At 65.9% G+C, this 24744-nt stretch carries 23 protein-coding genes; 9 read left to right on the forward strand and 14 right to left on the reverse strand.

Annotated features, from left to right (window positions below; all coding sequences use genetic code 11):
- The first annotated feature begins 97 nt into the window (after positions 1 to 97).
- The 3 genes from HBJ55_RS01495 to HBJ55_RS01505 are packed head-to-tail and all read left to right on the forward strand — an operon-like array spanning position 98 to position 3411.
- Positions 98 to 847 carry an SDR family oxidoreductase gene (locus tag HBJ55_RS01495; protein ID WP_167110336.1) on the forward strand — a complete coding sequence of 250 codons (750 nt, stop codon included), beginning with the start codon at positions 98 to 100 and terminating at the stop codon, positions 845 to 847.
- A gap of 37 nt (positions 848 to 884) precedes the next feature.
- Positions 885 to 1745 (forward strand): fumarylacetoacetate hydrolase family protein, encoded by an 861-nt coding sequence (locus tag HBJ55_RS01500; RefSeq protein WP_167110338.1) that lies wholly within the window; start codon positions 885 to 887, stop codon positions 1743 to 1745.
- A 25-nt stretch (positions 1746 to 1770) separates the two neighbouring features.
- Positions 1771 to 3411: a UxaA family hydrolase gene (locus tag HBJ55_RS01505; RefSeq protein WP_167110340.1), complete on the forward strand. Its 1641-nt coding sequence runs from the start codon at positions 1771 to 1773 to the stop codon at positions 3409 to 3411.
- A 160-nt stretch (positions 3412 to 3571) separates the two neighbouring features.
- On the opposite strand, the gene nanR (HBJ55_RS01510) is transcribed toward HBJ55_RS01505, so the two are convergent.
- The 8 genes from nanR (HBJ55_RS01510) to HBJ55_RS01545 form a co-directional block, all read right to left on the reverse strand.
- Positions 3572 to 4288, reverse strand: a complete 717-nt coding sequence (gene nanR / locus HBJ55_RS01510) for a transcriptional regulator NanR (protein ID WP_167110342.1) — start codon at positions 4286 to 4288, stop codon at positions 3572 to 3574.
- Positions 4289 to 4384: 96 nt separating this feature from the next.
- Positions 4385 to 5455 (reverse strand): Ldh family oxidoreductase, encoded by a 1071-nt coding sequence (locus HBJ55_RS01515; protein WP_167110344.1) that lies wholly within the window; start codon positions 5453 to 5455, stop codon positions 4385 to 4387.
- A gap of 9 nt (positions 5456 to 5464) precedes the next feature.
- Positions 5465 to 6844: a TRAP transporter large permease gene (locus HBJ55_RS01520; protein WP_167110346.1), complete on the reverse strand. Its 1380-nt coding sequence runs from the start codon at positions 6842 to 6844 to the stop codon at positions 5465 to 5467.
- 30 nt (positions 6845 to 6874) lie between these two features.
- Positions 6875 to 7417 carry a TRAP transporter small permease gene (locus HBJ55_RS01525; protein ID WP_167110348.1) on the reverse strand — a complete coding sequence of 181 codons (543 nt, stop codon included), beginning with the start codon at positions 7415 to 7417 and terminating at the stop codon, positions 6875 to 6877.
- 51 nt (positions 7418 to 7468) lie between these two features.
- Positions 7469 to 8461 (reverse strand): sialic acid TRAP transporter substrate-binding protein SiaP, encoded by a 993-nt coding sequence (locus HBJ55_RS01530; protein ID WP_167110350.1) that lies wholly within the window; start codon positions 8459 to 8461, stop codon positions 7469 to 7471.
- Between the two features lie 127 nt (positions 8462 to 8588).
- On the reverse strand, positions 8589 to 9794 hold the full coding sequence (locus HBJ55_RS01535) for a four-carbon acid sugar kinase family protein (RefSeq protein WP_167110352.1): 1206 nt from the start codon (positions 9792 to 9794) through the stop codon (positions 8589 to 8591).
- The gene (gene pdxA, locus HBJ55_RS01540) at positions 9791 to 10816 is read right to left on the reverse strand and encodes a 4-hydroxythreonine-4-phosphate dehydrogenase PdxA (protein ID WP_167110354.1); all 1026 of its coding nucleotides are present in this window, start codon (positions 10814 to 10816) and stop codon (positions 9791 to 9793) included. Before pdxA ends, HBJ55_RS01535 begins: the two co-directional genes overlap by 4 nt.
- On the reverse strand, positions 10813 to 11577 hold the full coding sequence (locus HBJ55_RS01545) for an SDR family NAD(P)-dependent oxidoreductase (protein ID WP_167110356.1): 765 nt from the start codon (positions 11575 to 11577) through the stop codon (positions 10813 to 10815). The genes pdxA and HBJ55_RS01545 overlap by 4 nt, the downstream gene beginning before the upstream one ends.
- A 193-nt stretch (positions 11578 to 11770) precedes the next feature.
- On the opposite strand from HBJ55_RS01545, the gene HBJ55_RS01550 reads away from it, so the two are divergent.
- From HBJ55_RS01550 to HBJ55_RS01560, 3 genes are all read left to right on the forward strand, one after another.
- On the forward strand, positions 11771 to 13072 hold the full coding sequence (locus HBJ55_RS01550) for an L-fuconate dehydratase (RefSeq protein ID WP_167110358.1): 1302 nt from the start codon (positions 11771 to 11773) through the stop codon (positions 13070 to 13072).
- Between the two features lies 1 nt (position 13073).
- Complete coding sequence (locus tag HBJ55_RS01555; RefSeq protein ID WP_167110360.1) at positions 13074 to 14495, forward strand: FAD-binding oxidoreductase; 1422 nt, start codon at positions 13074 to 13076, stop codon at positions 14493 to 14495.
- A gap of 65 nt (positions 14496 to 14560) precedes the next feature.
- Positions 14561 to 15070 carry a CAP domain-containing protein gene (locus HBJ55_RS01560; protein ID WP_167110362.1) on the forward strand — a complete coding sequence of 170 codons (510 nt, stop codon included), beginning with the start codon at positions 14561 to 14563 and terminating at the stop codon, positions 15068 to 15070.
- A 15-nt stretch (positions 15071 to 15085) separates the two neighbouring features.
- Here HBJ55_RS01560 and nanR (HBJ55_RS01565) read toward each other — a convergent pair whose 3' ends face one another.
- On the reverse strand, positions 15086 to 15799 hold the full coding sequence (gene nanR, locus HBJ55_RS01565) for a transcriptional regulator NanR (protein ID WP_167110365.1): 714 nt from the start codon (positions 15797 to 15799) through the stop codon (positions 15086 to 15088).
- Positions 15800 to 15992: 193 nt separating this feature from the next.
- Between nanR (HBJ55_RS01565) and HBJ55_RS01570 the strand changes: the two genes are divergently transcribed.
- From HBJ55_RS01570 to HBJ55_RS01580, 3 genes are read left to right on the forward strand one after another with little or no spacing between them, the layout of a single operon-like run.
- On the forward strand, positions 15993 to 16820 hold the full coding sequence (locus HBJ55_RS01570; RefSeq protein WP_167110367.1) for a phosphogluconate dehydrogenase C-terminal domain-containing protein: 828 nt from the start codon (positions 15993 to 15995) through the stop codon (positions 16818 to 16820).
- 13 nt (positions 16821 to 16833) lie between these two features.
- Positions 16834 to 18099 carry a ribulose-bisphosphate carboxylase large subunit family protein gene (locus HBJ55_RS01575; RefSeq protein ID WP_167110369.1) on the forward strand — a complete coding sequence of 422 codons (1266 nt, stop codon included), beginning with the start codon at positions 16834 to 16836 and terminating at the stop codon, positions 18097 to 18099.
- The gene (locus tag HBJ55_RS01580; protein WP_167110371.1) at positions 18096 to 19454 is read left to right on the forward strand and encodes a four-carbon acid sugar kinase family protein; all 1359 of its coding nucleotides are present in this window, start codon (positions 18096 to 18098) and stop codon (positions 19452 to 19454) included. Before HBJ55_RS01575 ends, HBJ55_RS01580 begins: the two co-directional genes overlap by 4 nt.
- Before the next feature lie 76 nt (positions 19455 to 19530).
- Here HBJ55_RS01580 and HBJ55_RS01585 read toward each other — a convergent pair whose 3' ends face one another.
- From HBJ55_RS01585 to HBJ55_RS01605, 5 genes are all read right to left on the reverse strand, one after another.
- Positions 19531 to 20838: a type II toxin-antitoxin system HipA family toxin gene (locus tag HBJ55_RS01585; protein ID WP_167110373.1), complete on the reverse strand. Its 1308-nt coding sequence runs from the start codon at positions 20836 to 20838 to the stop codon at positions 19531 to 19533.
- Between the two features lie 4 nt (positions 20839 to 20842).
- Complete coding sequence (locus HBJ55_RS01590) at positions 20843 to 21103, reverse strand: helix-turn-helix domain-containing protein (protein WP_167110375.1); 261 nt, start codon at positions 21101 to 21103, stop codon at positions 20843 to 20845.
- Between the two features lie 104 nt (positions 21104 to 21207).
- On the reverse strand, positions 21208 to 22089 hold the full coding sequence (locus tag HBJ55_RS01595) for an NAD(P)-dependent oxidoreductase (protein ID WP_167110377.1): 882 nt from the start codon (positions 22087 to 22089) through the stop codon (positions 21208 to 21210).
- A 58-nt stretch (positions 22090 to 22147) separates the two neighbouring features.
- On the reverse strand, positions 22148 to 23224 hold the full coding sequence (locus HBJ55_RS01600; protein WP_167110379.1) for a tartrate dehydrogenase: 1077 nt from the start codon (positions 23222 to 23224) through the stop codon (positions 22148 to 22150).
- A gap of 40 nt (positions 23225 to 23264) precedes the next feature.
- Positions 23265 to 24725: an aldehyde dehydrogenase family protein gene (locus HBJ55_RS01605; RefSeq protein WP_206022135.1), complete on the reverse strand. Its 1461-nt coding sequence runs from the start codon at positions 24723 to 24725 to the stop codon at positions 23265 to 23267.
- Between the last annotated feature and the right edge of the window lie 19 nt (positions 24726 to 24744).

Genomic DNA, 24744 nt, shown 5'->3' on the forward strand with positions numbered 1-24744 from the left:
TAATCGGGATAAACGTCAGGCTAGTATCCTGTCATACCATCTGACTCAGGCTCCGCCCCGAAACCACGCCGCTCTATAACCACAATGAGGAACCGCCATGCGACTGCGCGACAAGACGGCGCTGATCACTGCCGCGGGGCAAGGAATCGGGCGTGCGACCGCCCTGCGCTTCGCCGCCGAGGGAGCCCATGTCATCGCCACCGACATCGATGCGGACAAGCTTGGCGATCTGTCGCCCAGCGAGGGCATCGAGATCCGAGGTCTCGACGTACTGGACTCGCAGGCCGTCGAAGCCCTCGCCGGCGAGCTGCCTCCCGTGAACGTGCTGTTCAATTGCGCCGGCTTCGTGGCCAGCGGCTCGCTGCTCGAGGGCAGCGATAGTGATTGGGAGTTGTCGCTGGCCTTGAACGTAACCGCCATGATGCGCATGACCCGCGCCCTGCTGCCGAGCATGATCGAGCATGGCGGCGGCAGCATCATCAACATGGCCTCGGTGGCCTCCAGCCTCAAGGGCGTGCCCAATCGCTGCGCCTATGGCACCACCAAGGCTGCAGTGATCGGCCTGACCAAGTCGATCGCCGCCGATTACATCGGCCAGGGCATACGTTGCAACGCCATCTGCCCCGGCACCGTGGACTCCCCCTCGCTGCGCCAGCGCATTCGCGACCAGGCCCAACGGCAAGGGCGAAGCGAGGCCGAAGTGCGCGCCGAATTTCTTGCTCGCCAGCCGCTGGGGCGGCTTGGCACGGCGGAGGAGATCGCCGCCCTGGCCACTTATCTCGCCGCTGACGAATCCGCTTATACCACCGGCACCGCCCAGATCATCGACGGCGGCTGGTTGATCTGACCCCCGAGCCGATCTGAATCCCGAGAGAGGAGACGACATGAAACTGCTGCGCTTCGGTCCCAAGGGCCATGAAAAACCCGGCCTGCTCGACACCGATGGTGTGATCCGCGATCTGTCCGCCCATATCGACGATCTCGACGGTCAGCGTCTGGGGCGAAGCAGCCTGACCCGGCTCGCGGAGCTGGATCCCTCCCGCCTGCCCGAGGTAGCCGCCGATACCCGGCTCGGTCCTTGCGTGGGCCGAGTGAGCAAGTTCATCTGCATCGGCCTCAACTACTCCGACCACGCCGCCGAGACCGGCGCCGAGGTGCCGCCCGAACCGGTAGTCTTCAACAAGTGGACCAGCGCCATCTGCGGGCCCGACGACGACGTCATCATCCCCCGCGGTTCCAGCAAGACCGACTGGGAAGTCGAGCTCGGGGTGGTCATCGGCAAGCAGGCGCGCTACGTAGCCGAAGCCGACGCCATGGAGCACGTGGCCGGCTACTGCGTGGTCAACGACGTCTCCGAGCGGGAGTTTCAGCTCGAGCGCAGCGGCACCTGGGACAAGGGCAAGGGCTGCGATACCTTCGGCCCGCTGGGCCCCTGGCTGGTGACACCGGACGAGATCGACGACCCGCATGAGCTCGACCTGTGGCTGGAGGTGGATGGCCACCGCTACCAGAACGGCAACACGCGTACCATGGTCTACCGAATCCCCTTTCTGATCAGCTACCTGAGCCGGTTCATGACGCTCACGCCCGGCGACGTCATCTCCACCGGCACCCCACCGGGAGTCGGCATGGGCCAGAAGCCGCCGGTCTACCTGCGGCCCGGTCAGCGGATGCGCCTGGGCATCGAAGGGTTGGGCACCCAGACCCAGGGCGTAATCGCCGAACCCGCGGGCAACGACGCCTAGCGCCCTGTACTTGGAGCCTCAGCCCATGAGCGAAACCATTGCCAGCGACAGCGGCCAACTCGATAGCCTGCGCGTTCACGCCGCAGACAACGTACGCGTGGCGCTGAAGGACCTGCCGGCACGCACCAGGGTAGAGGACGGCGGCCGTGAACTGCAGCTGCTGGAACCGATCCGCCACAAGCACAAGTTCAGTCTTGACGACCTGGCCCCTGGCGACGCCGTGATCATGTACGGCGTGACCGTGGGTCGCGCGACTCGCCCCATTCCGGCAGGCACGGCCATCACCGTCGACAACACCGAACACAGCACCGCCACTACCATGCCCCAGGCGAAACGCGGCGAGTGGCGGGCACCGGACGTGTCGACCTTTGCCGGTACCACCTTCGACGGCTATCACCGCCCCGACGGCAAGGTCGGCACGGCCAACGTCTGGCTGGTGGTACCGTTGGTGTTCTGCGAAAACCGCAACATCGAGGTGTTGCGCCAGTGCGTTGCCGATGCGCTGGGTGAAGACCCCTTTCGCGACTACAAGCGCATGGCGCGAACGCTACTGCATGGCGACAGCACCACCGAGCCGGACACACCGGCGCGCGAGCGGCTTTTCCCCAACGTCGACGGTGTGCGCTTTCTCACCCATACCCTCGGCTGCGGCGGTACCGACGACGACGCCCGGGCATTGTGCCAGTTGCTGGCAGGCTACATCTGTCACCCCAACGTGGCCGGAGCCACCGTGCTCAGCCTGGGCTGCCAGAAAGCCCAGATCGAGATGCTGAAAGCCGCCGTGACCGAGCGCGACCCGCGTGGACTGCGTCCCGTTCACTACCTGGAGCAACAGACCAGCACCAGTGAGGAAGCGCTGATCCGTGAAGCCTTGATGACCATTTTCGACGGCCTGGCTGAGGCCAATCGCGTCGAGCGCGCTCCTGCCCCGCTCGCGGCTCTCTCGCTAGGGGTCGAGTGCGGCGGCTCCGACGGTTTCTCGGGGCTTTCGGCCAATCCGCTGGTGGGCGCCGTGGTCGATCGCCTGGTAGCGCTGGGAGGCAGCGGCATTCTCAGTGAGTTTCCCGAACTGTGCGGCGTCGAGCACGAACTGATCGCCCGCTGCCGGGACGACGCCGTGGCCGAGCGCTTCCAGGCGCTGATGGAGGCCTACCAGCAACACGCCGCCCGGGTGGGCGCCGATTTCTCAATGAACCCCTCGCCGGGCAACGTTCGCGACGGCCTGATCACCGATGCCATGAAATCGGCCGGTGCGGCCAAGAAAGGCGGCGACAGCCCCGTGGTGGATGTACTCGACTACACCGAACCGCAGACCCGGGCGGGACTCAACCTGCTCTGCACCCCGGGCAACGACGTGGAGTCCACCACTGCCCTGGCCGGCTCGGGCGCCAACTTGATCCTCTTCACCACCGGCCTGGGTACGCCTACCGGCAACCCGGTTACCCCGGTTCTGAAGATCTCCAGCAATAGTGAGTTGGCCAGCCGCATGGGCGACGTCATCGACTTCGATGCCGGGCCGATCATTCGCGGGGAAGCGAGCATCGCCGAGCTGGCCGACGAACTCCTGCAGCGCTGTATCGACACCGCCTCCGGCCGCTACCGCCCACACGCAGTGCGTCTGGCGCAGTATGACTTCATCCCTTGGAAGCGCGGCGTCTCTTTATAGGGCGGAATTGAATGATGAAAGCGGAGTTTGGAAGCGCTGAGCAAATTGGCGAGCGAGATGAAGCGCAAGGCGCACGGAGCACAGGAACCGGAGCATATGGGGTATATGTGAGGATTCCGAGCACCGCGCAACGCAGCGATTCGCTCGCGCAGACATTTGTTTATTCCGAAAGGCGCTTCTTGAGCTGCATATAGGTCCCGTAATGCCGATCGAGGTGCCGCCGCATGGCCGCCTCGGCGGCATCGGGGTCGCGCGATTCGATCGCTTCGACGATTTCGATATGGGCGGAAAGCGCCGCCTTGTCCTCGTCCTTCTGCTGCAATACCAGGGCGCGACGGTCATCGAGCCACTCCGAAAGCGCTACGTGAATGGCATCGAAGATGGGGTTTCGGCCGATGCTCGCCAGCACGCCGTGGAAGTCGTTGTCGGAGCGCTTGAAGCGCGCCTCGTCGCCGACGGCATCGCGGTTGTCCGTCAAGGCGTCACGCAGGCGCTGAAGATCCTCGTCGCTGGCATGGCGAGCCGCGTAGCGCGCCAGCGAGATCTCGAACATCGCCCGCGCTTCCTGGAAGTACTGCTGCCCATCCGGCTTGGACAGCAACTGTCGGGTGACGCCGGATAGACGCGCCATGACCGACTCTGCCGTGGGGCGAATCACCCGGGCGCGCGTACCGCTGTTGATGGCGATCAGGCCGAGCTGCTGCAGGTAGAACAGCGCTTCGCGAACCGCGGGGCGACCGACGCCGAACTGCTCCATCAGCTCACGCTCCGAGGGCAGTTGGTCATTCTCCTTCAAGCGACCCTCGAGGATCTCCGCCTCGAGCTGTTCGGCCACTTGCTCGGACAGCGTCTTGCGCTCCACCTTGTATCGACTCATGCAATGCAACTCCTGGCCAGCCAACCCGCGCCCTGTAGGGGCCGGCCCATATGATACTGCATCCTCGCCCCGCGCTGCGGCACTATGTCACCGGCACTATGTCAACGCCGGTATCGCCAACTCCTCGGCCAGCTCGGCATAGGCCACCACATTGGCCGAGTCGAGCGGAATGCCTTCGGCATCGCGACGCGCCTGACAGCGCCACTCCCGATCGCCGGGCGCTAGCACCTCCCGGCCCTCCAGGGCGGGCTGCGCACGCAGATCCTTCAGGTACGCCAGCATGCCGCGATCGAAGACGCCCCGCTCGACGAACGCATCGGGGCACATGACCAGGAAGAAATGCCCGACGCCACGCGGCGTGCTCATGTCGTCGCCGCTCATCGGCAGCATGCGAAAGCCGTGGATCATGCCCGTCAAGGTCGCGCTGAGCACCTCCGCCATACCGGCGAGCCCCGCCCCCTTGAAACCGAAGTCGGCGCCTCCCAGCGGCAACAACGAAACGGCCTGCGAGGCATCGGTGGTCAGGTTCCCCTGGCGGTCGACGACCACGTCGGGCGGTAGCTCACGCTCAATGGCGGCATATTGCTTGACCCGATTCCAGGGAATCGAACTTGTCGCCATGTCGAGCAGATAGGGCGGCTGATCGGGCACCGGTGCGGCGAAGGCGATGGGATTGGTGCCATGGAACGGCCCTTGCCCGTGATGCAGGCTGACCAAGGCATCGGCGTTGCAGGTCGACAACCCGATGTAGCCTCGTTGGGCTGCCTCCAGCGCGTAGCAACCGGCCGCTCCGAAATGGGAGGAGTGCCCCACCGCCACCGCGCCGATGCCGATCTCCTCGGCCATGGCAATGGCGTGCTCGATGGCGGTGTAGCCGGCCAAGTGGCCGAAACCGTCGTCGGCATCGAGATAGCCGGTCCCCGGCAGGCGTCGGGTGAAGCGCATGGCGGGACGCGGGTTGATGCGCCCGCCCTGCACCGCACGGACGTAGTGCGGCAGCAGGCGCAGCCCATGGCTGTCGGTCCCCATGCGCGAGGCGGTGACCAGAGCCCGGGCAACCGCGTTACGTGAGGCCTCGTCGACCTCGCAGCGGGCCAGGGCGCGCTGCATGAAAGTCTGCAGATCGGCGCCCGCCACGCATGCGGCGGGCTCGTCGGATCGGGACATCTACACTCCTCAGCGGTATACGAGCGTGGGCAGCCACATGGAGATGGCCGGAATGAAGGTCACCAGCAATAGCGCAATCACCAGCGGCACCAGGAACGGCAGCGTGCCGCGCATGCACTTCTCGAAGGAGATGTTCGAGACGCGAGACAGCACGTAGAGCACCATGCCTACCGGCGGGGTCAGCAGGCCGATCATCAGGTTGAGTACCATGATCACGCCGAAGTGCACCGGATCGACCCCGGCATTCACGGCCAGCGGCAGTAGTACCGGTACCAGGATGGTGATGGCGGCGATGGTCTCCATGAAACAGCCGACCACGATCAGCACCAGGTTGATCAACAGCAGGATGGCGATCGGGTTGTCCGAGAACGGCCCCAGCAGTTCCATCACGTGTCGAGTAACCTGGTTGCTGGTCAGGATCCAGGCGAAGATCGACGCAGCGGCAACGATCAGCAGGATCACGGCGGTGGTCTCTATGGTCTCCATGCTGACCTTGAGCAGACGCCGCCAGGTCAGGATACGGTAGACCAGGGTACCGAGGATCAGCGCGTAGACTACCGCGGCGATCGCCGACTCGGTCGGCGTGAAAGCCCCCGTGATGATGCCGCCGACGATGATCACCGGGGTCAACAGCGACAGGAAGGCGCGCTTGAACGTCTGCCACACCAGAACCGGCGAGAACGAGGCATCGCGGGGATAGCCGCGCCGCCGCGCGAGGATGGCGATCATGATCATCAGGCTCGCCCCCATCAGCAGCCCCGGGATGAGACCGGCGGCGAACAGCTGGCCCACCGAGGCGCCGGCCATCACGCCATAGATCACCATCGGCAGGCTGGGCGGAATGATCGGGCCGATGGTCGACGAGGCTGCGGTGATTCCCACTGCGAATTCCTGGTCGTAGCCGGCGTCGCGCATGGCCTTGATCTCGATGGTGCCGAGCCCGCCGGCGTCGGCCACCGCCGCCCCCGACATGCCCGAGAACACGATGCTGGCGCCGACGTTGACATGCCCCAACCCACCGCGCATCCAGCCCATCAAGGCGCGGGCGAAATCGAAGATCCGCGTGGTGATGCCGCCATGGTTCATCAGGTTGCCGGCCAGGATGAAGAACGGGATCGCCAGCAGCGGGAAGCTGTCGATGCCGTTGATCATGCGGTGCGCGACCACGATGTCGGGCACCCGGCCGGTCAGGTAGACATAGAGCAAGCACGAGCCCGCGAGGCTCACGGCGATGGGAAATCCCATTACCAGCAGGGTGAACATCGTGGCGAACAGAAACGTCAGGTAGTAGCCCATGATGGCCATGAGCACACAGAAGGCGACCGCCATGGCGGCGATCAGCGGCGGGACGACCGAACCCTTGCGCCGTGCGACCGAAACCTCAGGCATGGCGAGCCCTCCGGTTGATTGTCGTTGTCATCATCTATCCTTCGCCGTGGTCAGCTCGCTCTCGCCTTCGCGCCAGTGACGGATCGTGACCTGGATCGAGCGCACCAGCATCAGCAGGAACCCGACCATCACGACGTAGTAGATGACATCCTTGGGCACGTCGATCGACACCATCATTGCGTTGGTCTTGGCCGCCAGGCCATAGCTGATCCACACGCCCGCGCCGTAGAACACGGTGCGACCGATATCCACCAGCATCGACATCGCCCGGCCGACGCTACCCGGCATGTAGCGATAGAAGAACTCCACGGCGATGTGGGAGTTCTTGCGCGCCGCCATGGCGCTACCCAGGAAACCCACTATGATCAACAGGTAACGGGCGATTTCCTCGGTCCAGCCCACCGAACTGCCGATCACGTAGCGGCTGAAGAATTGCAGGAACACCACCGAGGCCAGCACCCAGAAGACCACCAAGGTCGGCCAGTCTTCCCAGCCGTACGCCTTGAAGTCGAACTCGTCTTCTTCGATGGGATCGATGCTGGCGGTCTCGGGCGGCAGGGTATCGTGAGACATACAAGCCCTCCCCGGCGTGCCACCCCGCTCGGAGCGGCACGCCTCGAACGGTTACTGGCCGATTTCCTGCAGCCGGTCGTAGGTTTCCTGGTCCCAGGTGGCGTCTTCACCGTTGTGCTCGGGCATGACCGCCTCGCGGAACGGCTCGCGATCGACTTCGTTGACCGTCACGCCCTGCTCCTCGAACCAGGCCACGAGCTCGCGCTCCTGCTGCTGGATGTCGGCGGTGATCTTCTCGCCCGCCTCCTGGTACACCTCGCGGAAGATCTCGCGATCCTCCTCGGAAAGGCGATCCCACAGCGGCCCGCCGATGATCGTTAGCAGCGAATCGGTGATGTGGCCGGTCAGGTTGATGTGATCCTGCACCTCGTAGAATGCCTTGGCGCGAATGGTCGGCAGCGGGTTCTCCTGGGCATCGACCACACCCTGCTGCAGGGCCAGGTATACCTCATCGAAGGCGATCGGCGACGGATTGGCCCCCACCGCCTCGGGGAACATCATGTACATCGGCGCGTTGGGCGTGCGGATCTTCAGATCCTGCATGTCCTCGGGCTTCTCGATCGGCTCGTTGGAGGTCACGTGGCGCTCGCCGTAGTAATTGAGCGCCACCGGCACGTTACCGGTCGCGTCCTGGTAGCCCTGGGCGATCTCCTGGAACAGGTCGCTTTCCGCGTAGGCTTGCCAGTGGTCGAAATCGCGGAACATGTAGGGAGCGCCGGCAATGCCGATCGGCCCATAGGCGCGCCCGGCGAACTGACTCCCGGTGTAGATGATGTCCACGGTACCCAGGGTCAGGCCCTCGTTGATGTCCTCCTCCTTGCCCAGCGACGAGGCGGGATGCACTTCGATCGTATAGCGTCCGTCGGTGCGCTCCTCGATCTCGTCGGCCGCCCACAGGGCCCACTCATGATAGGGCTCGGAGGTCTCGTAGACGTGAGCGAAGGTGAGCGACTCGGCGCTTGCGGCGCCCGCGGCGCCCATCCCCACTACCAGCAGCGAGGTCGACAGCCAGCGATTCCACTGGCGGGTGCTCTGCTTGACCATCTTGTTGTTCTCCCAGTTGAGCGTGCCTGCGACGGTGGTTACCGTCTTTTGTCGATGGGTACTTGTATACGTGTCATACCATCATAAGGAAAGCTAGTCCCTCGCTTCGCGTGCTGCAACCGAGAGGTCAGGCTTGCGACGAATGTCTAATGCCCGCGAGCAGCGTGACGAGCAGGTTCTCCGCGCCGAAGCCCCCCGCTTTTGTCATGACCGGCCGCTCGGCATCGCCGTTGACATGGCCCAGCGGAACACCTGGGCGCCACTGGCCCGCAAGCTCGATGTAGTCGCCGTCGAGTCGCTCCAGCACGGCCAGGGCGATATCGCCCCCGCAGAGGAACAGCAGAACGCCCCGCGCTTCCCCACCCGCCGCAGCAACGGCTTCCGCCATGGCCGCCGCGACCGCCTCGGCACTCGGCTCCCGCCCTGCAGGCACGCCCGGCACGATGACGCACTCGCGGCGGTCGTCATCGCCGTGTACCGGGCCGAAGGCAGACAGACAGGGAATCTCGGGGAACGCCTCGCGCAGCAGCTCGAGCTGGCGGCGGGCACGGGGCGCCCGTGAGCCCACCGCAAGCAGTACGCGTACCGGCGCGTTCAGCGCGGGCAGCCGCGACGCTGCCACCTGGCCTTGGGCCAGCGCCCGGCCCTTGGGCAACGCCAGGCTTACAGCCAACGCCTGGGTCAGGCCTGCCGCGCAGACCGGCAGCCATTCTCCCGGTGCTTCGAGGAGCCGCTCGGCGAGGCGCGTCAGTGTTGCGTCGTCCGTGGCATCGACGACGCAATCCGTCAGCGGCAGAGGCCGCCCTGCTTCGGCAACGTGACGCACCAGCGATACGCCATCTTCCGCGAAGCTGCGAACCAGCGGCCCCGCCGGCGCAGGCGAAAGGCCGTCCCGGGCATAGGCGGTCGTCGAGAGCGGTTCGCCATCGACCCACACTTCGCCACCCAGCACGCGGCGGCCCTGGCTCGGTACGGCGGGGCAAACCAGCAGGCGACGCTGTCCGTCGAGGCGTTGCAGAGCAGCGGTCTCCGCCACGACCTGGCCGCGCAACGTCGAGTCGACCTTCTTGAGCAGAAGGCGCGGGCGCTGTGCCAGCAGTATCTCGGCGGCCTTCCGCGCTCGCCGGGCGGCGGTATCACGATCGAGATGCCGCGAACCGGTATTGACCGCCAACACCCGAGGAGCGTCCTCGCCCCCGACCAGGGCGGCCTCGAGCCCCTCCATCGTCACAGCCACCCGCGTGACCATGCCGTACTCGGCGAAGGGTGCGGCGGCGTCGAGCGCCCCGGTCAGGTCATCGGCGATGATGGCGATGTCACAGCCCGTATTCATGCCGTTGCCCGCTGCGCCGCCAATCGCCTGGCGTAGGCAATGGCCGCGCCCATGTTGGTGGCATCGGCACGGCCCTGCCAGGCAATGTCATAAGCGGTGCCGTGGTCCACCGAGGTGCGCATGACCGGCAGCCCCAGGCTCACGTTGACCGTGGTATCGAAGGCAATCAGCTTGACCGGGATGTGCCCCTGGTCGTGGTATTGCGCCACCACCAGGTCGAATTCACCGCGGGATGCACGGTAGAAGACGGTATCGGCCGAGATCGGCCCCTGTACGTCGAAGCCGCGCTGGCGCAGCGCGCGCACCGCGGGCGCGATGATCCGCTCGTCCTCGTCACCGAAGATGCCGCCTTCGCCGCAGTGGGGGTTGAGCCCGGCCACGGCGATGCGCGGCGACGCCACACCCATGGCCTTCAGGTGCTCATGCCCCGCTTCCACGGTGGCCGCAATACGCTCCACGGTCACCCGATCGATGGCGCCGCGCAGCGACACGTGGGTCGAAACGTGCAGTGTCGAGAGCCGCTCGGAAGCCAGCAACATGAACGAGGATGGCGCCCCGGTGAGTGCGGCCAGCATGCCGGTGTGTCCATCGTAATGATGGCCGGCCGCATGCAGCGCCGCCTTGTTCAGCGGCGCCGTGACGATCACCCGCGCGTGCCCCGCCTGCACCAGTGCCACCGCGCGCTCGACGCAGCGAAAGGCCAGGTCGCCGCCGGCGGCACTGATACGGCCATCGGGAAGCTCCTCGCCCTGGGCCACGCGCACCTCGGCCACGGCCACGCGGTCGTCGCCGGAACGACGCTCCTCGAACGAGACGAACTCCAGCGGCGCCTCGATCAGGGCGGCCGCGCGACGGTAGATCTCGGGGTCGCCGACCAGTAGCACGCCGCCTCGCTGCTCGGGCGTCATGCCGGCCACGGCACGGCAGATGATCTCCGGGCCGATACCAGCAGGGTCACCCATGGTGATGGCGAGGTCATGCCCGCTGCGGGCTGCGGCATCGGGCGCTGGGGTCGGGCTCATGGCATCAACTGGCCGCCGTTGACTTCGATGATCTGGCCGGTCACGTAACCGCTCATGCTGTCGGTACCCAGGAACACGTAGGCCCCTACGCAATCCTCGGCGACCCCCGTGCGCCCCATGGGAATGGAGGCGGACACTGCGGCCAGTTGCTCCTCGGTGGAATGGCGTACGTGGAAATCGGTGGCGATGACGCCCGGTGCCACGGCGTTGACGCGGATCTTGTCCTCCAGCAGCTCCTTGGCCATGTTACGCGTCAGGGTGCTGACGAAGCCCTTCGCCGAAGCATACAGCCCCGCGCCCGGCCCACCGCCGTTGCGCGCCGCAATCGAGCCGGTATGGATGATGTTGCCGCCGCCGGCGCGCCTCAAGTGCGGCAAGGCGGCCTGGGAAACCATTACTACCGAGCGCACGTTGAGGTCCAGCACGCGGTCGTAGTGCTCGTCGTCGATCTCGCCCAGCGAGACGCGCCCCAGCATATCCCCGGCGTTGTTGATCAGCATGTCCAACCCGCCCAACTGCTCGGCGGCCTCGTCGACGACACGCCGGGCCTCCGCGGAACGGCTCACGTCGCCCTTGACGACCACGGCCTCACCGCCGGCCTCCCGGATGTCCTGGGCCACGGCCTGGGCCTTGTCGGCGCTGGCGTGGTAGTGCACCGCGACCCGAGCACCCAACGCACCCAGCTGGCGCGCCACGGCCGCCCCGATACCGCGGCTGGCTCCGGTGATCAGCACACGCTTGCCTTTCCACTCATCGAGCATTACGGGATTCTCCTTCACGATCGGATATGGTCACTCTTAGCATGCTGCATGGCTGCCGATACGCTGGCTGTCGACCCGACTCGGCACCTTGCGCTAGAGTGACATTGGCTTGGCATACCTGTCATACAACACAACACAGATAGCATGTTAGACGAGTCCTGGCCAAACACCAGACTCCTCGCAAGGAGGCCGCATGACCACCATCACCCGGGTCGAAGTACAGGACACCCGCTTTCCCACCTCGCGCAATCTCGACGGCTCGGACGCCATGAACGCCGCGCCGGACTACTCCGCCACCTACGTCATCCTGCACGTCGACGATGGCGGCCCGGAGGGGCACGGCCTCACCTTCACCATCGGCCGCGGCAACGAGATCGTGGTCGCTGCGGTCGACGCCCTGGCCCATCTGGTCGAGGGCCGTACGTTGGCCTCGATCACTAACGACATGGGCGGCTTCTGGCGCGAGATCACCGGCGACAGCCAGCTGCGCTGGATCGGCCCCGACAAGGGCGCGATCCACCTGGCCACCGCCGCCCTGGTCAACGCGGTGTGGGACCTGTGGGCCAAGCGTGAGGGCAAGCCCATCTGGAAGCTGCTGGTCGACATGTCGCCCGAGCAGTTGGTGCGCTGCCTGGACTTCCGCTTCGTCACCGATGTCCTTACGCCCGAGGAAGCCATCGCACTGCTCCGCAAGCAAGAGCCAGGCAAGGCCGAGCGCGAGGCCGAGATGAAGCGCGACGGCTTCCCCGCCTACACCACCTCGGCCGGCTGGCTCGGTTACAGCGACGACAAGGTGCGCCACCTGGCCCGCGAAGCGCTCGCCGAGGGCTGGACCCACTTCAAGCAGAAGATCGGCGGCGATCAGGAGGAGGACGTTCGCCGCGCCGCCCTGCTGCGTGAGGAGATCGGCTGGGACAACGTGCTGATGATGGATGCCAACCAGGTGTGGGAGGTCGACGAGACGATCGCCAAGATGCGCCGCCTGGCCGAATTCGATCCACTGTGGATCGAGGAGCCCACCAGCCCCGACGACATCCTCGGCCACGCCGAGATCCGCCACCGCGTCGCCCCCATCGGCGTCGCCACCGGCGAGCATTGCCACAACAAGGTGATGTTCAAGCAGTTCTTCCAGGCCGAAGCGCTGGACTACTGCCAGCTCGACGCCGCGCGCCTGGGCGGGCTCAACGAGGTGATCCTGGTCGTGCTGATGGCCGCCAAGTTCGGCGTACCGGTATGCCCCCATGCCGGCGGTGTCGGGCTGTGCGAATACGTCCAGCATATCTCGCTGTTCGACTACATCGCCGTCTCGGGCAGCCTGGAAGGGCGCGTACTGGAGTACGTCGACCACCTGCACGAGCATTTCGTCGATCCCGTGGTGGTCGAACGTGGGCGCTACCGGGTGCCCGAGGCGCCGGGCTACAGCATCACCATGCACCCCGAGTCGCTGGCTCGGCATCGCTTCCCGGATGGCGCCGCCTGGCAGGAGGAGAGCTGATATGCAGCGAGATGCATTGGTTGCCGCGCTCAGCCAACGCCTTGGCGAGCGAGGCCTGCTGCGCGAGCCCGACGACATGACCCGCTACGTGGCGGACTGGGCCGGCGACCGACTCGGCATGCCCCTGGCGGTGGCCCGCCCCGCCTCCACCGAGGAGGTCATCGCCACCGTTCGCCTGTGTCGTGACCATGGCGTGCCCATGGTGCCCCAGGGCGGCCACAGCGGGCTGGTGGCAGGCGCCCTGCCGGCAGCCGACGGCGGCGAACTGGTGATCAGCCTGGAGCGCATGAACCGCATTCGCGCCATCGACCCGATCAGTTTCACCATGGCCGTGGACGCCGGCTGCATTCTCGAAAGCGTCAAGCAGGCCGCGGCCGAGCACGAGTGCGAGTTTCCGCTGGCCCTCGGCGCCCAGGGCAGCTGCCAGATCGGCGGCAACATCGCCACTAACGCCGGCGGACTCAACGTGCTGCGCTACGGCATGATGCGCCAGCTGGTGCTGGGGCTCGAGGTGGTACTGCCGGACGGCCGCCTGTGGGACGGTATGACCGCCCTGCACAAGGACAACCGCGGCTATGCCCTCAAGCAGCTGTTCCTGGGTAGCGAGGGCACGCTCGGGATCGTCACCGGCGCCGTACTCAAGCTCACACCCCGCGCCACCCAGACCCGCACAGCGCTGCTCGGACTGGATTCCCTGGAAGCGGTGATCGAACTCTACGGACTCGCCCGCTGCGACTGCAGCGACCTGCTCAGCGCCTTCGAGCTGATTCCGCGCCGCTGCATCGAGCTCGCCATGGAGGCCACCTCGACGCTCAGCGACCCCATGGACCACAGCTATCCCTGGTACGTGCTGCTGGAAGTCAGCGCCAGTGGCCCGCTGGATCTCGGCGCCATGCTCGAGCACCTGCTGGAACAGGGCATGGAGCGCGGGCTGGTGCTCGACGGCGCGCTGGCCGCCAGTGAAGTCCAGTCACGCCAGCTGTGGCAGTTCCGCGAAAGCATGCTGGAAGGCCAGCGACGCCGCGGCGAACACCTGCGCACTGACATCTCGGTGCCCATCTCGGCGATTCCCGCCTTTGTCGAGGAGGCCAGCCGCAGCGTGATGGAAGCCTCGCCGGAGTGCGAGATCATCGCCTATGGCCACGTGGGCGACGGCAACCTGCATTTCAACGTCCTGCCGCCGCCTGCCATGCCGGAGGCCGAGAAGCGCGCTCACTTGCATGCCCTGGAGGAACGCCTGTTCGAGGTGCTCGACGGTTTCGTCGGCAGCATCAGCGCCGAGCACGGCATCGGCCGCACCAAGCAATCCGCCTACCTGGCCCGGCTCTCGCCGGTGGAGCGTGAACTGGCCGAAGGCATCAAGGCCCTGTTCGACCCCGACGGCCTGATGAACCCCGGGCGCATCCTGCCGCCGCGGGGCTGAGGGCATGCATCCGCCTGGCACCACGACTACAGTGCAATAGGAAACCCACGGCCAGAGGAAGGTCGATGAAACTGTCCATTGCATCGCTGCCGGCGGCATTCCTGACACTCGGCGCTGCCTTCCACTCCGTTCCGTCACTGGCCGAGTGCGAGCCGAACGAAGAGCAGCGAGAAATGCTCGAGCGCGTCAACCAGGCGCGCAGCGAGGCACGCCAGTGCGGCGACGAGGAACATGAAGCGGCCGAGCCGCTGGAGTGGAACTGTCGCCTGACCGAGGCGGCCAAGGCCCATTCACGAGCCATGGCCGAAGAGGAGTTCTTCGGCCATGCCGGTGAAGACGACGAAGGGGTTGCCGCGCGGGTGAACGAAGCGGGTTACGAATGGATGGCCGTGGGCGAGAACATCGCCGCCGGCCAGGCCGAGGTCGAGGCCGTGATGCAGGGCTGGCTCGACAGCCCGGGGCACTGCAGCAACATCATGAGCGATGAATTCACGGAAATGGGTGCCGCCTCGGTCGAGGCCGAAGCGTCGCGCTACTCGCCCTTCTGGACGCAGGTATTCGCGCGGCCGCGATAGCCCAGTGCAACTCGCTCAGGTCTGCTCCGATACGTAGAGAGCCCGAGCCCTCTCGAGGTGAGCCCGCATCTCCGCCACCGCCCCCGCCTCGTCATGCCGGCGAATGGCCTCGAGAATGCGCCCGTGCTCTTCGAGGGTAATGTGCTCGTTACCCTTCCAGTGCAGCATCGAAGTATGAAAGTGCGCCAGCCAATCGAGCATGGCGCGACTCACCGCAATGAAGATTGGGTTGCCGGTGGTCTCGGCGATGGCCTGATGGAAGGCCATGTCGGCCTTGATGAAAGCCCCGGCATCGCGATTCAGCTCATGGCGCTGCCGCTCCACCAGCTCCTCCAGGCGCACGATATCCGCCTCCTCGGCGGTTCTCGCCGCGCGCGCCACCATGCCCAGTTCGAAGAACGTACGCGCCTCCTTGAGGTGCTCGAGCGACTGCGGCGAGCTCGACAGCATGTGCATGGCCGTCAGTTCGATTTGCGACAGCAGCCCTTCGGCCGTCGGCGCCAGTACCCGTGGCCGCTGGCCATGCTGGATCGCCACCAGGCCCAGGCGTTCGAGCGATTGCATTGCCTCGCGTATCGCCGGCCGCCCCACCCCGAACAGCTCCATCAATTCCCGCTCCGAGGGCAGGTGATCGCCCGGCGTGTAGTCGCCGTTCAGCAGCATGGCGTATAGCCGATCGAAGACGTCATCGGACAGCTTGCGACGGCTGATCTTCAAGGCATCACTCATGGATCGTTGACCTTCCTAAGGCGGCAGCAGAAGCGCAGCTTACGCATCGACGACAAAAATCGATAGCACTCCTGCGACCATCGTCGTATTTGACAGAGACAGGTGATTATCATGTCATTATACCAGTTGCTCGGCAATTCCCATCTTTCCGGGTGCCATGTCCTGATCCAAGCAGACCAGAGAGGAATTCTTCATGACCACCATCGCGTTGATCGGTGCCGGCGGCAAGATGGGCTTTCGCCTGTCCCGCAACCTCAAGCCCTCGCCATTCGAGGTCCGCCACGTGGAGGTCAGCGAGGCCGGCCGCACCCGCCTCAAGGAGGAGCTGGGCATCGATTGCGTCGACACCGAGCAGGCGGTACCCGGTGCCGAAGTCGTCATCCTGGCCGTTCCCGACACGCTGATCGGCAAGATCTCCCGGCAGCTGTCGCCGCTGATGGAAAGCGGCACCATGCTGGTCACCCTGGATGCCGCGGCCCCCTTCGCCGGTCACCTGCCCGAGCGTGAGGACCTGGTGTACTTCGTCAGCCATCCCTGCCACCCGTCGATCTTCAACGACGAGACCGAGCTCGAAGCCAAGCGCGACTACTTCGGCGGCTACAAGGCCACCCAGCACATCGTCAGCGCCTTGATGCAGGGCCCCGAGGAGAGCTACGCCCTGGGCGAGGCGGTGGCACGAACCATCTATGCCCCCGTGGGCCGCTCCCATCGGGTCAGCGTCGAGCAGATGGCGCTGCTCGAGCCGGGGCTCTCCGAAACCGTCTGCGCTACCCTGCTGGCAGTGATGCGCGAAGCCATGGATGAGGTGGTGAACCGCGGCGTCCCCGAGGAGTGCGCCCGCGACTTCCTGCTCGGCCATATGAACATCCTCGGCGCAGTGATCTTCGACGTGCAGCCCGGCGCCTTCTCCGACGCCTGCAACAAGGCCATCGAGAACGGCAAGCCGATGCTGATGCGCGACGACTGGAAGCGTGTGTTCGAACCCGACGAGATCGCCGACAGCATACGTCGGATCACCTGACCGAGGTCGACCCATGAGTGATCGCATCCAGGCCAGCTACCTGATCGAGACCCCCTACCCGCTGGAGCGCGCCGCCGAGGTGATGGCGGGAGAACAGTCCTGCGGCACCTTCACCCGCCTGGCCAGCGAGACCGATGCGCTGCGCGAGGCGCACGGCGCGCGGGTCGAGCGCATCGAGCCGCTGGAGAGCCTCGACTCGCCCTCACTGCCCCTGCCGCCGCCCCCCGGCAACGGCAGGCCGGTCTACCGCCGGGCCCGGATCACCCTCTCCTGGCCGCTCGCCAACCTCGGCCCTTCGCTGCCCACCCTGGTCGCCACGGTGGCCGGTAACCTCTTCGAGCTCAAGGAGTTCTCGGCGCTGAAGCTGCTCGACCTGACGCTGCCGACACCCTTTGCCGAGGCTTACCCGGGCCCGCAGTTCGGCATCGCCGGCACCCGCGAGCTGACCGGCATTCCCGAGCGGCCGCTGATCGGCACCATCATCAAGCCCAGCGTGGGGCTGTCGCCGGCGGCCACCGCAGAGGTAGTGCGCGAGCTGGTGGCGGGCGGCATCGATTTCATCAAGGACGACGAGCTGCAGGCCAACGGCCCGCACAACCCGCTCGAGGCGCGGGTCGACGCCGTGATGCCGGTGATTCGCGAGCATGCCGAACGCACCGGGCACAAGGTGATGTACGCCTTCAACATCACCGGTGAAGCCGATGAGATGCGCAGGCACCATGACTACGTGGTGGCTGCCGGCGGCAGCTGCGTGATGGTCGCCCTGAATGCCGTTGGCCTTGCCGGCGTGACCCAACTGCGCCGCCACTGCCAGGTGGCCCTGCATGGCCATCGCGCCGGCTGGGGGATGTTCAGCCGCTCGCCGCACCTGGGCATGAGCTTCGTGGCCTACCAGAAGCTGTGGCGCCTGGCCGGCGTCGACCATATCCACGTCAACGGCCTGCACAACAAGTTCAGCGAGGAGGACGCCAGCGTGATCGCCAGCGCCCGCACCTGCCTGACGCCGATGTTCGACCCACCCGCGCCGGGCTGCGAGGTGATGCCGGTGTTCTCCTCCGGCCAGACCGCCGACCAGGCCGCCGACACCTACGCCGCCATCGCCAGCACCGACCTGATCTTCTGTGCCGGCGGCGGCATCATGGCCCACCCCGACGGCATCGGCGCCGGGGTACACAGCCTGCGCCAGGCCTGGGATGCCGCCGTGGCGGGCATCGACGTCGACGCCTACGCCCGCGATCACCGCGAGTTGGCCCGTGCCCTGGAGACCTTCCGCCGATGACACCGACCGACAGCGCACCACTGATCGCCTACTACGGCGACGACCTGACCGGCTCCACCGATGTCATGGAAGCCCTGAGCGGTCAAGGCGTCGACACCGTGCTGTTCACCGCCCTGCCCGATGCCTTCCAGTTGGCGCGCTTCCGTCACTGCCGGGCCATCGGCCTGGCCGGCACCAGCCGCAGCGAAACGCCGGACTGGATGGAGCGTCACCTGACCCCGGCACTGGCCTGGCTGCGCGAGCGCGGCGCGGCGCTGTGTCATTACAAGACCTGCTCGACCTTCGACAGCGCCCCCCAGGTCGGCAGCATCGGTCGCGCAATGGAGATCGGCCGCCGTCTGCATGATCAGGGCTGCGTGCCTATTGTGGTCGGCGCGCCGCAGCTGCGCCGCTACACTGCCTTCGGCCAGCTGTTCGCCGCCGTCCGGGGCGAGGTGTACCGAATCGACCGGCATCCGATCATGTCGCGGCACCCGGTGACGCCGATGCACGAGGCCGACCTGCGGCGCCACCTGGGTGAGCAGACCGAGCTCGACATCGGCTTGATCGACCTGGTGATGCTGGCCAGCGACGAGCTCGATGCACAGGTCGAGGCTGCCCGCGCCCGGCATGCCGCACTGCTCTACGACGTGATGGATCCCGCCAGCCAGGCGGCGGTCGGGCGCCAGCTATGGCGCACACGTGCGCCGGGGGGAAGCTTCGTCGTCGGTTCCTCGGGCGTCGAGTATGCCCTGCTCGCCGAATGGCGCCGCCTGGGACTGGTCGAGGCCTCCCCCGGCGCCGCGTTCGCCGACACTTTCTCCAACCCTGGCCCGGTGGAGCGCATCGCGGTGGTCTCGGGAAGCTGCTCCGAGACCACTGCCCGGCAGATTCGCTGGGCCGAGGCTCACGGCTTCGATGGCATCCAGCTGGATGCGGCGCGCCTGGCCGACGATCGTCAGGCCGAGGCCGAGCTGGCAACGGCTGGCAACCGGGCCCTGACGGCGCTCGCAGCGGGGCGCAGCGTAATCGTCTACACCGCACTGGGCCCGGACGGCGGCCTGGCGAAGCTTTCCGGAGAAGATGGTGCGCATGCCATCGGACGGAGATTGGGTAGGCTGTTGCGCGACCTGGTATACAGCCAGCGGCTGACTCGCGTAGTGGTCGCCGGGGGCGATACCTCGAGCCACGCCATCCAGGAACTCGGCATCCAGGCGCTGACCACCTGCCTGCCGCTGCCGCAGACACCAGGCTCGCCGCTGTGCACCGCGCACAGCAACGACCCCGCCCTCGACGGCTTGCAGATCGCCTTCAAGGGCGGTCAGGTCGGCGACGATGCCTACTTTGGAAGGATCCGCAACGCCGACCTCGACTGACGAAAACAGCGCATGGCGCCGCCATCGTGATGGCATCGGTCCACCACTACTGACCATTATTAATAAGGAAGAAAGGCTACTGGGAAAGAAAGGTTTCCAGTTTGGCTGCCTGCCGGAGTATGCCGTCGAAAATGGGATCGCTGATCGCAGCGGGAAAGTCCCGAGGAATTCGACCAGCGACATCCGAAACGACAGGGGCGGCGCGCTCGGCGATTTCTTGAATGATGCGGTTTACCTGGTCAGCAGAGAAGCCCGCCTGGCCTGCCGTGGTGATGAAGTGCCTGGGCTCCATCCTTGACCAGCGGTAATGGCGATTCTTGCCTTTCAATGCCATCGCCATTCTGGCCTTTTCGGGGGCCAGGCTGCCTTGGTTCATGAGGGGATAAGCGGATATCACATCATACAGCGGGGTCATGCGATAAGCGCTGCCCGGCTCGATGTAGAGACTGAAGTTCTTGGCATGACCGTCGATAGCCGCCATCAGCCAGAACAGCACCTGGGCCTTGAAGAACTGTGCCCTATCCTGCCTGGCCTGCTGAGAGCCCAGCAGCAACTGCATGGCGGCCTGTATGCCCGGTCCTCCATCACTCTCGTACTTCAATGCCGGTGATACACCCAACGCCTGGCAGAAATCCTCTTGGGGAAGACGCATGAGCCAAGCGCCGTCTCTCGACCAACGCCGATCGAACCGCTCGACCACGAGCGCATCCTGCCCGCCGAATCTCGCCAACTCGGCATGTGCGACAGGGAGTCCGAAGGCTTTAAGGAGCCGTAGGCAGAGCCACTCGTTCTCACCACTTTGTCGCAAGTCGATATTGCTGTGTTCCAGGAAGCCGATCGGCAACTTGAGTATATGGCTTGTCGGTGTACTACCGGAGGGGCGGTGCCACTGATCCCGATACCAAAGCAGGGCCGTCTTCTCCTGCGCACCCGCCAGCGAGATGCGGAAATCATCGTTCCGGCTCATCCCCAGCGGCGTCTCCTGATAGCCTGCCAGCAAGCTCTCGATCGACTGTTCATCCAGCGGGTCGCCAGTCATGTGCCTGACGTCCGGCACCGGCATCTGATCCGGATAGAGCTGTATGGCACCGATGCAGTCGCGGCCGATGCTGGCCAAGAAGTCAAATGGATGTCGGGTCGGAATCCGAAATCGAGCCTGCATCCGAGCGCGAATCGATTCCGCGTCCGGAAGAAGGTTGTCGAAGAAGTTGTAAACGACGGGCCCCCGGTAAGGCGCCATCGAGAGCGGTAACGACAACGAGATGGCGCGCGCACCTGGCCGGTTGACCCACTCTTCGAGATAGTGGAACGCCATGGCACCGGTTCGTGCCATCGACAGTACGCCAACCTCAATGCCATTCATTGCAACGGTGAGGCTCGCCATGGCCTTACCACTCCTGATCCCAGCCCCGCTCGTCAGCCGCCTTCGCTTCCGGCCGGTTGCGTTCGGTGACGTGCAGCTCGAGCTCCAGGGCTGAGAGTAACTTGAAAAGAGTTTCGATGCGGCTCCTCTCCGGATGGTTCTCGAACGCTGACACCGTCGCCTGCTTGATACCTATCAGATCCGCGGCGCCTTGCTGCGTCAGCTGGTGGTGGCGCCGTGCATTCTTCATCGACTGTGCCAGCATCTCGGGCGAGGTGATCTTCATGTGCATCCTCCATAGCGGATATTTCATTCTTTATCCGCACAAGAGGATAATAGCATGCTATCCGCTTTAAAGGATAATAAACTAGAAATTGAAGCCCCCGTCGCTCAAGACTCGCCCAGCAGGGACACCAGCTCGGGCGTCAAGCGGTCGCCGTGACCGCGTGCGTTGATGTCGCGATACAGGGCGTCGATGGCCTCGGCAACGCCACGGGCCGCACCCAGGTCCTCGGCCATGGCGTGGTAGTAACCGACGTCCTTGAGCGAGTTGGCCAGGCTGAAGCGAAAGCCCGAGGGATCCCCGGAGACGATGAAGGGGCGCAGGCGCTCCAGCACCACCCCGCCGCCGCCGCCGTTGCCGAGTACCTCGAGGAACACGGCATCGTCGATGCCGGCACGCCGCGAGGCCGCGGCGGCCTCGGCGAGCACCGCGGTGAAGCCCAGCGACACGAAGTTGTGCAGCAGCTTGAGCTTGTGCCCGGCGCCCACCGGCCCACCGTGGGTAATGTGCTCGGAGAAGCTTTCGAGTAGCGGCCGCAGCTCGCGGAACAGCTCGTCGGAAGCGCCGACGATCAGGTTGAGGCGCCCTTCGGCGGCCTCCTTGGGGGTACGCGTCATTGCAGCGTCCATGAAGCGTCCGCCGGCCTCGGCAAGGCGCCCGGCGATCGTCTCGGTTGAGCGCGGAATGGCCGTCGAGCAGTCGACGACCACCGCACCGGCCCGCAGCCCTTCGAGCACGCCGCCGGCATCGAACAGCACGCTCTCCACCTGGGGCGTGCCGGTGACGCAGAGAATCACCACCTCGGCATCGGCGGCGACTTCCCGGGCACTCGACCGGCTCACCGCACCGGCCGCCAGCAGGTCGTCGACCGGCTGGTTGCCGGGATGATCGAGAAAACTCAGCCGGTGACCGGCGCGCAGCAGGCTCGCGGCGATGCCGTGGCCCATCAGCCCTACGCCGACCATGCCGACCTGATAGGTCTTGCTCATCTCGTCTCTTCTCCCAGTAGGTAAGCGTTCCTTTGAAACACCCAGCCCCCACCCTCGCTCAGGCTTCGTCCAGCGCCTCGGCGATGGCACGCCCCAAGGTCTCGGTGGTACCGCTGCCCTTTAGGTCAGGAGTCAGCACCGCCGGGTCGCCCTGCCCCAGCACCGTCTCGATGGCGCCGACGATCGCCGTGCCGGCCTCGGTCTCACCCAGGTGTTCGAGCATCATGGCGCCGCACCAGATCTGGCCGATGGGGTTGGCGATGCCTTTCCCGGCGATATCCGGGGCGCTGCCGTGAACCGGCTCGAACAGGCTCGGATACTCGCGCGTCGGGTTGATGTTGCCCGAGGGGGCGATGCCGATGGTGCCGGTACAGGCCGGCCCCAGGTCGGAGAGGATGTCGCCGAACAGGTTGCTGGCCACCACCACGTCGAACCAGTCGGGATGCAGCACGAAGTGAGCGGTGAGAATGTCGATGTGATACTGGTCGACCTCGACGTCGGGGTAGTTCGCCTTCATCGCCGCTACTCGCTCGTCCCAGTACGGCATCGAGATCGACAGGCCGTTGGATTTGGTGGCGGAGGTGAGCTTCTTCCGCGGCCGCGAACGGGCCAGCTCGAAGGCGTACGCCAGTACCCGGTCGACCCCGGTGCGGGTCATCAGCGTCTCCTGCAGCACCACCTCGCGGTCGGTGCCTTCGAAGGCTCGCCCACCGAGCCGCGAGTACTCGCCCTCGGTGTTCTCGCGTACTACCAGGAAGTCGATGTCGCCGGGCTCGCGCCCCTTGAGCGGGCTCTCGATGCCCGGCATCAGCCGGCACGGTCGCAGGTTGACGTACTGATCGAAGGCGCGCCGGAACTTGAGCAGCGAACCCCAGGCCGAGACGTGATCGGGCACCGTGTCGGGCCAGCCCACGGCACCGAAGAAGATGGCGTCGAACCGGGTAAGGGTCTCGTACCAGTCGTCCGGCAACATGTCGCCGTGTTCCCTATAGTAGGCGCAGCTGGCGAAGTCGAAGTGCTCGAACTCCAGCGGCAAATCGAAGCGCCGCGCCGCCACCTCCAGCACACGCAAACCTTGGGGCACGACCTCCAGGCCGATACCATCCCCCGCCAGTACCGCGATCTTGTGGGTCATCTCTGTCTCCCGGTTGGCTCAGTCTCTCGGTTGGGGTGGATCAGCCGTGGCGGATCGCCACCGTCTTGATCCGCGTGTAGCTCTTGAGGCCCTCGAAGCCCTTCTCGCGGCCGTAGCCGGAGCGGCCGACACCACCGAACGGCAATTCGATGCCGCCCGCGGCGCCGTAGTTGTTGACGAATACCTGGCCGCTGCGCACGCCCTTGGCCATACGCAACTGGCGGCCGCCGTCGCGGGTCCAGATACCCGCGCAGAGGCCGAAGTCGGTGCCATTGGCCAGCGCCAGGGCCTCGGCCTCGTCATCGAACAGCTGCACGGCCAGCACGGGCCCGAACAGCTCCTCGCGTAATACCTCGTGCCCTTCGGGAATGTCGTTCAGGACCTGCGGCACCACGAAGTGCCCTCCTGACGGCGCCCCCTCCGCCAGCCGGCCGCGAGCCAGGGTGCGAATGCCATCGGCGCGGGCCGCCTCCAGGCGGCTCTCCAGCTTGGCCTTCTGCCGGGCATTGATCAGCGGGCCGCAGTCGGCATCCGCCTCGCCGGCGTCGCAGAGCAGGGTCTCGAAGCGTTCGGCAAGGCGCTCCAGCACCTCCTTGGCGATGTCGCGCTGCACCAGCAGGCGGCTCCCCGCGGAGCAGGTCTGGCCGGCATTCTGGATGATGCCGCGCACCACGAAAGGCAACGCCGCGCCCAGGTCCGCATCGCCGAACAGGATCTGCGGCGACTTGCCGCCCAGTTCCATGGTCACGGGCACGTGATGCATCGCTGCGGCCTGGGTCACCAGGGTGCCGGTTTCCGGCGAGCCGGTGAACGAGAGGTGATCGATACCGGGGTGCGCCGCCAGCGCGGCTCCGGCCTCGCGGCCCAGCCCCGGCACCACGTTGAGAACACCGGGCGGCAGCCCCTGCTCCAAGGCCAGCTCGGCCAGACGCAACACGCTCAGGCAGGCATCCTCAGCGGGCTTGAGCACGATGGTGTTGCCGGCCGCCAGCGCCGCCGCCACGCAGCGCCCGAAGATCTGGGCGGGATAGTTCCAGGGAATGATCTGGGCGCAGATCCCATAAGGCTCGCGCAGGGTCATCACCGCAAAATCGTTCTCGAAGGGAATCGTCTCGCCGTGCAGCTTGTCGGCTGCCCCGCCATAGAAGCGGAAGTAACGCGCGCAGGCGGTGATGTCGCCACGCGCCTGGGTCATCGGCTTGCCGGTATCGGCGCACTCCAGGGCGGAAAGCCGTTCATGGTCGGCCTCAATGGCCGCCGCAAACGCCAGCAGCCATTCACTGCGCCGACGGGCGTTCCAACTGGCCCAGCTCCCCAACTGGCCGGAGAAGGCTTGCCCGGCGGCTTGGACGGCCGCATCGACCTCCTCCGCCTGGCAACGGGCAATTCGGGCGATCGCCTCGCCGCGTGCCGGCGCCTCGACCTCGATCGTGGCCTGGGTCGTCACCCACTCGCCGCCGATCAAGGCCTGGCTGCGGGGCATGTCATTTTGTTCTGACATTGATCGTTCTCCCAATCAA

The organism is Billgrantia bachuensis, assembly GCF_011742165.1.
GTDB lineage: Bacteria > Pseudomonadota > Gammaproteobacteria > Pseudomonadales > Halomonadaceae > Halomonas > Halomonas bachuensis.

Excerpts from the sequence above, each read along its gene's own strand:
- HBJ55_RS01520 (WP_167110346.1), bottom strand. The coding sequence starts at position 6,844 with ATGCCTGAGGTTTCGGTCGCACGGCGCAAGGGTTCGGTCGTCCCGCCG.
- HBJ55_RS01530 (WP_167110350.1), bottom strand. The coding sequence starts at position 8,461 with ATGGTCAAGCAGAGCACCCGCCAGTGGAATCGCTGGCTGTCGACCTCG.
- HBJ55_RS01600 (WP_167110379.1), bottom strand. The coding sequence starts at position 23,224 with ATGACCCACAAGATCGCGGTACTGGCGGGGGATGGTATCGGCCTGGAG.
- HBJ55_RS01555 (WP_167110360.1), top strand. The coding sequence starts at position 13,074 with ATGCAGCGAGATGCATTGGTTGCCGCGCTCAGCCAACGCCTTGGCGAG.
- HBJ55_RS01535 (WP_167110352.1), bottom strand. The coding sequence starts at position 9,794 with ATGAATACGGGCTGTGACATCGCCATCATCGCCGATGACCTGACCGGG.
- HBJ55_RS01505 (WP_167110340.1), top strand. The coding sequence starts at position 1,771 with ATGAGCGAAACCATTGCCAGCGACAGCGGCCAACTCGATAGCCTGCGC.
- HBJ55_RS01495 (WP_167110336.1), top strand. The coding sequence starts at position 98 with ATGCGACTGCGCGACAAGACGGCGCTGATCACTGCCGCGGGGCAAGGA.
- nanR (WP_167110365.1), bottom strand. The coding sequence starts at position 15,799 with ATGAGTGATGCCTTGAAGATCAGCCGTCGCAAGCTGTCCGATGACGTC.
- pdxA (WP_167110354.1), bottom strand. The coding sequence starts at position 10,816 with ATGAGCCCGACCCCAGCGCCCGATGCCGCAGCCCGCAGCGGGCATGAC.
- HBJ55_RS01580 (WP_167110371.1), top strand. The coding sequence starts at position 18,096 with ATGACACCGACCGACAGCGCACCACTGATCGCCTACTACGGCGACGAC.
- HBJ55_RS01585 (WP_167110373.1), bottom strand. The coding sequence starts at position 20,838 with ATGGCGAGCCTCACCGTTGCAATGAATGGCATTGAGGTTGGCGTACTG.
- HBJ55_RS01605 (WP_206022135.1), bottom strand. The coding sequence starts at position 24,725 with ATGTCAGAACAAAATGACATGCCCCGCAGCCAGGCCTTGATCGGCGGC.
- HBJ55_RS01550 (WP_167110358.1), top strand. The coding sequence starts at position 11,771 with ATGACCACCATCACCCGGGTCGAAGTACAGGACACCCGCTTTCCCACC.
- HBJ55_RS01500 (WP_167110338.1), top strand. The coding sequence starts at position 885 with ATGAAACTGCTGCGCTTCGGTCCCAAGGGCCATGAAAAACCCGGCCTG.
- nanR (WP_167110342.1), bottom strand. The coding sequence starts at position 4,288 with ATGAGTCGATACAAGGTGGAGCGCAAGACGCTGTCCGAGCAAGTGGCC.
- HBJ55_RS01515 (WP_167110344.1), bottom strand. The coding sequence starts at position 5,455 with ATGTCCCGATCCGACGAGCCCGCCGCATGCGTGGCGGGCGCCGATCTG.
- HBJ55_RS01570 (WP_167110367.1), top strand. The coding sequence starts at position 15,993 with ATGACCACCATCGCGTTGATCGGTGCCGGCGGCAAGATGGGCTTTCGC.
- HBJ55_RS01575 (WP_167110369.1), top strand. The coding sequence starts at position 16,834 with ATGAGTGATCGCATCCAGGCCAGCTACCTGATCGAGACCCCCTACCCG.
- HBJ55_RS01595 (WP_167110377.1), bottom strand. The coding sequence starts at position 22,089 with ATGAGCAAGACCTATCAGGTCGGCATGGTCGGCGTAGGGCTGATGGGC.
- HBJ55_RS01545 (WP_167110356.1), bottom strand. The coding sequence starts at position 11,577 with ATGCTCGATGAGTGGAAAGGCAAGCGTGTGCTGATCACCGGAGCCAGC.
- HBJ55_RS01525 (WP_167110348.1), bottom strand. The coding sequence starts at position 7,417 with ATGTCTCACGATACCCTGCCGCCCGAGACCGCCAGCATCGATCCCATC.
- HBJ55_RS01560 (WP_167110362.1), top strand. The coding sequence starts at position 14,561 with ATGAAACTGTCCATTGCATCGCTGCCGGCGGCATTCCTGACACTCGGC.
- HBJ55_RS01590 (WP_167110375.1), bottom strand. The coding sequence starts at position 21,103 with ATGAAGATCACCTCGCCCGAGATGCTGGCACAGTCGATGAAGAATGCA.